At 66.5% G+C, this 8149-nt stretch carries 11 protein-coding genes and 1 tRNA gene; 5 read left to right on the top strand and 7 right to left on the bottom strand.

Going from position 1 to position 8149, the window contains the following annotated elements:
- Positions 1-136 precede the first annotated feature (136 nt).
- Both VE759_RS11895 and VE759_RS11890 read right to left on the bottom strand, forming a co-directional pair.
- A complete protein-coding gene (locus tag VE759_RS11895) occupies positions 137-394 on the bottom strand; it encodes a hypothetical protein (protein ID WP_324932196.1) in 258 nt (85 codons plus the stop codon).
- 34 nt (positions 395-428) lie between these two features.
- Positions 429-983: a pyridoxamine 5'-phosphate oxidase family protein gene (locus VE759_RS11890; protein WP_324932194.1), complete on the bottom strand. Its 555-nt coding sequence runs from the start codon at positions 981-983 to the stop codon at positions 429-431.
- A gap of 147 nt (positions 984-1130) precedes the next feature.
- Between VE759_RS11890 and VE759_RS11885 the strand changes: the two genes are divergently transcribed.
- Positions 1131-1883, top strand: coding sequence for a TetR/AcrR family transcriptional regulator (locus VE759_RS11885; RefSeq protein ID WP_414687891.1), 753 nt, complete (start codon positions 1131-1133; stop codon positions 1881-1883).
- A 12-nt stretch (positions 1884-1895) separates the two neighbouring features.
- On the opposite strand, the gene VE759_RS11880 is transcribed toward VE759_RS11885, so the two are convergent.
- The 3 genes from VE759_RS11880 to pgm form a co-directional block, all read right to left on the bottom strand.
- Positions 1896-1968, bottom strand: a tRNA-Ala gene (locus VE759_RS11880).
- Positions 1969-2023: 55 nt separating this feature from the next.
- On the bottom strand, positions 2024-3283 hold the full coding sequence (locus VE759_RS11875) for an MFS transporter (protein ID WP_324932190.1): 1260 nt from the start codon (positions 3281-3283) through the stop codon (positions 2024-2026).
- Complete coding sequence (gene pgm / locus VE759_RS11870) at positions 3280-4914, bottom strand: phosphoglucomutase (alpha-D-glucose-1,6-bisphosphate-dependent) (protein WP_324932187.1); 1635 nt, start codon at positions 4912-4914, stop codon at positions 3280-3282. The genes VE759_RS11875 and pgm overlap by 4 nt, the downstream gene beginning before the upstream one ends.
- A gap of 81 nt (positions 4915-4995) precedes the next feature.
- Between pgm and VE759_RS11865 the strand changes: the two genes are divergently transcribed.
- Genes VE759_RS11865 through VE759_RS11850 form a run of 4 tightly spaced genes read left to right on the top strand, consistent with a single transcriptional unit; the run spans position 4996 to position 7409 of the window.
- A complete protein-coding gene (locus VE759_RS11865) occupies positions 4996-5562 on the top strand; it encodes an isoprenylcysteine carboxylmethyltransferase family protein (RefSeq protein ID WP_324932184.1) in 567 nt (188 codons plus the stop codon).
- 16 nt (positions 5563-5578) lie between these two features.
- Entirely contained in the window at positions 5579-5977 is a 399-nt protein-coding gene (crcB, locus tag VE759_RS11860; protein ID WP_324932181.1) for a fluoride efflux transporter CrcB, read from the top strand.
- Positions 5974-6339 (top strand): fluoride efflux transporter CrcB, encoded by a 366-nt coding sequence (gene crcB, locus VE759_RS11855; protein WP_324932178.1) that lies wholly within the window; start codon positions 5974-5976, stop codon positions 6337-6339. The genes crcB (VE759_RS11860) and crcB (VE759_RS11855) overlap by 4 nt, the downstream gene beginning before the upstream one ends.
- On the top strand, positions 6336-7409 hold the full coding sequence (locus VE759_RS11850) for a DUF190 domain-containing protein (protein ID WP_324932175.1): 1074 nt from the start codon (positions 6336-6338) through the stop codon (positions 7407-7409). Before crcB (VE759_RS11855) ends, VE759_RS11850 begins: the two co-directional genes overlap by 4 nt.
- A 22-nt stretch (positions 7410-7431) precedes the next feature.
- On the opposite strand, the gene VE759_RS11845 is transcribed toward VE759_RS11850, so the two are convergent.
- Complete coding sequence (locus tag VE759_RS11845) at positions 7432-7734, bottom strand: hypothetical protein (protein WP_324932172.1); 303 nt, start codon at positions 7732-7734, stop codon at positions 7432-7434.
- A gap of 103 nt (positions 7735-7837) precedes the next feature.
- A partial coding sequence (locus VE759_RS11840; RefSeq protein ID WP_324932169.1) for an HNH endonuclease signature motif containing protein occupies positions 7838-8149 on the bottom strand: 312 nt, incomplete at its 5' end.

Genomic DNA, 8149 nt, shown 5'->3' with positions numbered 1-8149 from the left:
ACGCCGATCAACCGATAGCGTGGCCACGGGATGCCGAAGTGTTCGGCGGCCTGCCGCATCGCAGCCGCTCCGGCCAGTGTGGGCACCGCCGAACCAACGCACACCCCCGCAAAGGCGACCGCCACGACGATTCTGGTCAATTCCATCTCACGTACCCTTCCGTGTGCGGGCCATCGCGGCGCGATCGACTCCTCTGTAGTGCGTCCGCAGGCGCGTTCACGAGGCCAGGTATCACAATGCGGCCGGCGAGGTCGACGATTTCGGCGTCGTCGGCGACGAGGTGGTTACCAACTTGAGCGATGTAGTCGTCCTCGACGAGAATGTCGACCCACTCCGCGTCGGGCCGGGTCGGCGCCATGGTGACTTGCCCATCGCGCAGCAGTGTTCGCTTCAACGGATCACTCTTGCAGCTCGGGTAACCATGACTCTTACGCCGGGTCCGGGGCGTCCCATGGCACGACGCCGGATGCCCAATGCGTGATGCGCTCTTCTTGGTCGTTGCGGTGCAGGTGGCGCGGTGGTTGAGCGAATGTCGAGTAGGGCCGACAGCGAACAACGACTCGGTTCTCCTTGGCGGCCATCTCCTCGACGTAAGGGCGGGCTTCTTCGCCCAGTGGCTGGCCAGACATGCGTCCAGCGACCGCCATCATCACGTCAACCACGAGGTCTTGGTCACGCTCGAGCGTCGCGTCGGCGTACACCTGGAGATAGGCGAACGGCCAGCGCTCGTCGAGCACACAGATGCTTACTTTTCCATCGCGTTCGACGACGCGGGCCTTGCCGCGTCCTGCCATCGTGGAGATGAGAAGTTCATCGTCGTCGGTCGGTATGTAGTACACGATCGACATCGCGGGACCATCGTGCCGACGCCGGTAGCCGAAGACGCAGGTGCGGTGGGTGCGCACGAACATGCGACGCTCCGACGGGAGCATGTCTCGGTCGGTGGGAGCCACAGAGGGCTCGCTTGCCAGTGGAAGCAACATCGCGGAATCTCCTTGTTCTGGTGGGCTTGAAAGCTGGCCGGCGAGTGGCGTAGGGCTACGGCGGCGAGCCGATGATCGCCACTTACCGCTTCTCGATAATGGATACAGTGTTGCCGATATTGCCGCGGGATGTCAAGACCCGCCATACTGGGCCGCGTGACGACCACACAGCGCCAGCGCCCGGCGGCTCGACGCTCTCGGGGACGTCCCCCGGTTCCCCTCGATCGGATCGTCGAGACGGCGCTACAAATCGTTGACGAAGCCGGCGCCGACGCGTTGTCCATGCGGACGTTGGCGCAGCGACTCAACTCCGGGACCGCCACGCTGTATCGACACTTCGCCAACCGGTCCGACTTGGTGGGTCAGGTAATCGACCGCGTATTCGGCGAAGTCGAATATGACACCGCTGAGAACCGTTCCCAGTCTTGGCAGGAGACATGTAAGTCTTTCGCGCGCAAAACATTTAACGTCTTACGGCGCCACCCTAACGTCGCTCCGCTACTCATCGAGCGGATACCGATCGGACCAAATGCGATGGCTGGCCGAGAAAAAATCATCGCTCTTCTGCTGGACAGCGGCTTTGAGCCAGAACTCGCCGCGCGGTCCTACGCGACCGTGGCCCGCCACGTTTTGGGTTTCGCCATCCAACTGACAGCACCTACCACCGCCGGTCAAACCGACGACGCAATGGCATCGAATCAATTCGATGGCGTAAACCCAACCGAATTTCCTGCCACCATCAGTGTCGCCGACCACATGCCGGTTCCACTGGAGGACGAGTTCGAGTTCGGACTCGAGCTCATAATCAACGGGCTAACCCAGCTGCGGCCACGCGGTAACCGCCGACGCAAAGCCGGCGCACATTCTAACCGACAGCAGGGTTCGAGTAAGGCCCCTTAGGTGCCGGGTAAGTGGAGCTAAGGGGACTCGAACCCCTGACCCCCACACTGCCAGTGTGGTGCGCTACCAGCTGCGCCATAGCCCCGGAAGGTGTGCCCATCGAAGCTACACCACCAGCAATAACGGTTCAAAGCCGCAGGTCAGGGCACTTCCCCGCCGGCCCCGGGCCCGAGTGCCCGTATCGGGGTCGGTGCCAACGGCGGGAGCCGTCGGGTCTCGGGCGCGAGCGTCCAGCCGAATGCGGCCAGCAGCAGGATTCCGCCGCTGACGACGAACGCCGACCCGAACGAAAAGTGCTCGGCGATCTGCCCGACCGAGAACGACCCGACGATGGAGCCCAGGTCGGCCATCATCTGAAAGGTCGCGAGCGCGGTGCCGGCCCGCGCCTTGCTGCCCACGATGTCGGCGACGGCGGCCTGCTGCGGTGCGCTGAACATCCCGGCCGCCGCCCCGGCGACGAACGCCCCGGCCAGAAACAGCGGCAGCGACGACGCCGACCCGACGGTCGCGGTCGCGATCGCGGATACCGACAGCCCGGCAATCAGCAGCGTGCGCCGGCCCACCTGATCCGACAGGTAGCCGCTGGGAAACACCGCCGACACGTTGCCGATCGCGAACGTCGCCAACGCGAGCCCCGCCATGCCGGGGCCGCGACCCAACGCCTCGGTGACGAACAGCGGAACCAGGGCCATGCGCAGGCCGAACACCGACCATCCCGTTGCAAAATTCGACAGCAGCGCCGCCCGGTAAGCCCGCTGCCGCAACGCGACTCGCACCGTGACCGCCGGCTCGCTCTGCTGCTCGGGCGACGCAAGCGTCGAGTGCCGCAGGCTCGCGAACACCACGGTCGCCGCAATCAGCAGCGCCGCGCCGTAGATGACGAACGGCGCGCTGAGACCCAGCCCGGCGGTCACACTGCCCAACACGGGACCGCCGACGGACCCGATGAGGAACGCCGTAGAAAACATGCCGGCCACCCGACCGCGGGCGTCTTGCGGGCTGACCCGGATCATCAGTCCCAGCGACGAGACGAAGAACATCGTCGAGCCGATGCCGCCCAGTGATCGGAAAAGCAAAAGCTGCCAATACGTTCGGGCGAACGCGCACGCGCAGGTGGACACCGCGACGATCAGGATGCCGGTGACGTAGACCCGCCGCTCCCCCAGCCGCTGAATCAGTAACCCGCTGACCGGTGCGAAGCATAGGCGCATCAGCGCGAACGCGGTGATGACAAAGGTCGCCGCGCCGATGCTGACCCCGAAATTGCGCGCGTACTGCGGTAGCACCGGGGAAACCACTCCGTAACCAAGTGCAATCACCGCGTTCGCGCTGATCAGTACCCAGACCTCAGGCGGCAGCCGTTCCTTCGGGTAACAGTCGCCCTCCGTCGTGGAGCTCACCCGATGACCTTCGACACCACCTCGCGGGCGGCTTCCTGTATTTCCCGCAGATGCTCCGGACCACGGAAGGACTCGGCGTAGATCTTGTACACGTCCTCGGTGCCCGACGGCCGCGCCGCAAACCAGCCGTCGGCCGTCGTCACCTTCAGTCCGCCGAGCGGCGCGCCGTTGCCCGGCGCGGTCGTCAGCTTCGCGGTGATCTCCTCGCCCGCCAGTTTGGTGTCGGTCACTTCATCGGGCGACAGCTTGCTCAGCCGCGCCTTCTGCTCGCGGTTCGCGGGCGCGTCGACGCGCGCATACGTTGGTGCGCCGTACTTTTCGGCCAATTCGGCGTAGCGCTGCGACGGCGTCGCACCGGTCACGGCGAGAATCTCGGAGGCCAGCAGCGCCATGATGATGCCGTCCTTGTCGGTGGTCCACACCGAACCGTCGCGGCGCAAGAACGACGCGCCCGCGCTCTCCTCGCCGCCGAAACCGATGCTGCCGCCCAGTAATCCGTCCACGAACCACTTGAAGCCGACCGGCACCTCGACCAGTTTGCGACCGAGCCCGGCCACCACCCGATCTATGATGGACGAGCTCACCGCCGTCTTGCCGACCGCGGTCGAAGCGGGCCACTGCGGTCGATGCGGGTAGAGGTAGTCGATCGCGACCGCCAAATAATGGTTCGGGTTCATCAGCCCGCCGTCGGGGGTGACGATCCCGTGCCGGTCGGAGTCGGCATCGTTGCCGGTGGCGATCTGATACTTGTCGCGGTTGGCGATCAGCGACGCCATCGCGTTGGGCGAGCTGCAGTCCATCCGGATCTTGCCGTCGGTGTCCAACGTCATGAACCGCCACGTGGCGTCGACGAGCGGGTTCACGACGGTGAGCTCGAGGCTGTGGCGCTCGGCGATCGCGCCCCAGTAGTCCACGCTCGCGCCGCCGAGCGGATCGGCGCCGATGCGCACGCCTTCGGCACGAATCGCGTGGACGTCGACGACGTTGGGCAGGTCCTCGACGTAGGCGTCGAGGTAGTCGTGGCGCTGGGCGGTCTGCAGCGCGCGGGACAGCGGTACCCGCTTCACGGCCTTGCATCGGTCGCGCAGGATTTGGTTCGCCCGCCTCGCGATAGCACTGGTGGCGTCGGTGTCGGCGGGCCCGCCGTTGGGCGGGTTGTACTTGAAGCCGCCGTCGCGCGGCGGGTTGTGGGACGGGGTTACCACGATTCCGTCGGCCAGGTGGTCGCTGCGGCCGCGGTTGTAGGTCAGGATCGCGTGGCTGACTGCCGGTGTCGGGGTGTAGCGGTCGGCGGAGTCGATCATCGCGACAACGTCGTTGGCGGCCAGCACCTCCAGCGCGGACGCCCATGCGGGTTCGGAAAGCCCATGGGTGTCGCGGCCGATGAACAGCGGCCCGGTGGTGCCCTGCGCGGCCCGGTACTCGGCGATGGCCTGCGTGGTGGCCAAGATGTGGGCTTCGTTGAATGCGCCGTCGAGGCTCGAGCCGCGATGGCCGGACGTCCCGAACACGACTTGCTGGGCGACGTCGTCGGGGTCGGGCTCGACCGCGTAGTAGGCCGTCAGGAGATGGGGCAGATCGACGAGGTCTTCGGGTTGCGCCGGCTGGCCGGCGCGCGGATTGGCCACCATGGACCCGATTCTGCTCCTCGCTCGATCCTGGCGTGCGGCGGTCTGGGGTGCGATTTCTCGTGCCGTCCCTACCATGGCGGCGTGCGGATTCCAGTGCTGATCACTGTCGTGCTGTGGCTGGCCGGTGAGCTCGTGTTGCGCGCCCGTCAGCGTCGTCATGCCGAGCCCGTGGTGACACGCGAATGGCGCACGCTGGGCGCCATCTGGGGGTGCGCTGTTGCCGGGGGCATGCTTGCCGGGGTGCTCGCGGCGCACCTGCGTGCCGTGGATCTTCCGCTGCATCGGACGACGTGGACTGTGGTCGGGCTGGTTGTCGCGTGGTGCGGAATCGGCCTGCGGTGGTGGTCGGTCGCGACGCTGGGCCGGCACTTCCATCCGACCGTGCAGATCCAACAACGACACGAGCTGGTGCGCTCCGGGCCGTACCGGGTGCTGCGGCACCCGGCTTACAGCGGGCTGCTGCTGGCGCTGTTCGGTTTTTCGCTCCCGTTCGCCAACCTCGCGGCGATTGTCGTCTACAACGGCTTCATCGTGGCCGCGGTCCTGTACCGGATCCGGGTGGAAGAGCGCGTTCTGCTCGACGGGCTCGGCGACCGGTACGCAGAGTACATGCGCGGCACCTACCGGCTCGTGCCCGGAATTTGGTGAGGCCATACTTTGCGTCATGCTCGGTCACGACAACCGTGAGCTGGCCGCCGTCTTCGTCGGAGGCGCGATCGGCAGCGCGGCGCGCGCGGCGCTGGGCCTCGCCGCCGCCCCGGATCCGTCGCGCTGGCCGTGGCCGACCTTCGTGGTAAACATCGTCGGCGCGCTTCTGGTCGGGTATTTCACCACCAGACTGCTGGAGCGGTTGCCGCTGTCGAGCTACCGGCGCCCGCTGCTCGGCACCGGGTTTTGCGGCGGGCTCACAACGTTTTCCACGATGCAGGTCGAGACGGTGCGGATGATCGAGCACCACCATTACGGGTTGGCGGTCGGCTATACCGTGGGCAGCATCGTCGCGGGCTTGTTCGCGGTGTACATCGCGACCGCGTTGGTGCGCCGCGTGCGGGTGCGCGTGTGACTGTCGTCATCTGGGCAGGTGTCGCCGTGATCGGCGGCATCGGGTCGGTGCTGCGGTACGTGGTTGACCGCGGGGTTGCCGGCCGGATCGCGCGCTCGTTTCCGTTCGGCACGCTCACGGTGAACCTCAGCGGCGCGCTGCTACTGGGCCTGCTGAGCGGTCTCGCGTTGAGCCACACCGCTTCCCTGCTTGTCGGCACCGCGTTTGTCGGCGCGTACACGACGTTTTCCACGTGGATGCTGGAGACCCAGCGGCTTGCCGAGGAGCGCCAGGTTTGGGCCGCCGTGGCCAACATTGCGGTCAGTGTCGCGCTCGGACTCGCGGCAGCGACGGCGGGGCTGTGGATCGCAGGCCGGCTGTGAACGACGACTGCCTGAAGCTGACCGCTTACTTCGGTGAGCGGCAACGCGTTTCGGGGAGATTCGTGGCCGACGCGATGCTGGAGTTGTATGGCCGGCGCCGGGTGGCCACCAGCGTGATGCTGCGGGGCATCGGCGGCTTCGGGGCACGCCAGAAGCTGCGCACCGACGAGTCGCTGAGCCTGTCGGAGGATCCGCCGGTCGCCGTCGCCGCCGTCGACGCCAGGGGGAAGATACAAGCCCTGGTCGACGATGTTGTCGCCCTGACGCCGCGGGGAGTTGTGACGCTGGAGCGTGCTCGGCTTGCCGACGAGGTAATCGGCACGGCTGCCGCCCCTTTGGGCGTCGCGACCAAGTTGACGGTCTACGTCGGTCGTCAGGAACGTGCCCTCGGAGTGCCCGCCTATCAGGCGGTTTGCGATTTGCTGTTCGAGCGTCGATTGGCGGGCGCTTCGGCGTTCCTTGGCGTCGACGGCACCGCCCATGGTCAGCGCATACGGGCACGGTTTTTCAGCCGCAATGTGAACGTTCCGATGATGATCATCGCGGTCGGCGGCCGAGATGAAATCGCCGCGGTGCTACCGGAACTCGACGCGCTGCTACCGCGCCCGCTCCTGACGATCGAGCGGGCGCGGATCTGCAAGCGTGACGGCAAGCTGCTTGGCCGGCCGGACTCGCTGCCCGATGTCGACCAGCGCGGGCTGCCGTTGTGGCAGAAGCTGATGGTCTACACCTCGGAGGCCGATCGCCACAACGGCCTGCCAATCCACCGCGCGCTGGTTCGCCGGTTGCGGGAGTCTGGCACCGTCAGCGGCGCGACGGTGCTACGCGGCATCTGGGGCTTCCACGACGACCAGAAACCGCACGGCGACAGGCTGTTACAACTGACCCGTCGGGTGCCGGTCACGACGATCATCGTCGACACCCCGGACAACATTGCCCGCTGCTTCGACATCGTTGACGAGGCGACCGCCGAACACGGTCTGGTCACCAGCGAAATGGTGCCCGCGCTGGTGGCCATCGACGGCGCGCGGCGCCGCGGAAGTACGCGTCTAGCCGACTACAGCTATTGAGCGGCAGGCGAGCAGCCGGGGCTTACCAGCCCCAGCCCCAGCCCCCGCGCCAACCCCAGCCCCAGCCGCCGCGGTCCCAGTCGTGGTGGTCGCCCCAGCCCCGATCGCCGCGGTCGCCCCAACGCCAATCGCCGTGGTCACCACCGCCCCAGTGGTCGTCAACCAGCTGCACCTGCGGGTCAGCGGGAGTCTGCACGGTATCCACTGGGTCGGGAACCGAGGGAGTCGGCGACGCGGCGTTCGCAGCTCCTGCGCTCAATCCAAAGGCCGGCAACCCAATTGCCCCGGCGATCGCGACAGCACCGACCATCTTCTTCACGTTCATCTTCATCAGTTTCGTTTCCTCTCATGTCAGCACACGCCCGACGACTACCCGACCACATATGTAGACACTGAGAGGCGCCTAAATAATCCACAGAACCGACAATTCACAGGATGCGCTCCTCGCCGTCGTCCTCGTCTGTTCGCCGGAAGTAGCGCTCGGGGTGGAAGTAGCCGTTGGTTGTTGGTTTGCCGGTGTCGAGGTGGGGTGGTGGTATCCATTCGGTGGTGCCGTCGGCGCGTTTGCGCGTTTTCCAGCCGTGGTTGTCTAGCAGCCTGTGGTGGGGCTTGCAGGCGAAGGTGAGGTTGTCGATGTCGGTGCGCCCGCCGGCGGCCCATTCCTCGACGTGGTGGACCTGGCACAGGTAGCCGGGCACGGTGCAGCCGGGGTGGCTGCAGCCGCGGTCTTTGGCGTGGAG

The organism is Mycobacterium sp. (assembly GCF_035640695.1).
In the GTDB taxonomy this organism is placed as follows: domain Bacteria; phylum Actinomycetota; class Actinomycetes; order Mycobacteriales; family Mycobacteriaceae; genus Mycobacterium.
Note: the sequence above shows the minus strand (reverse complement) of the source record. Positions and strands in the feature narration are given on the sequence as shown.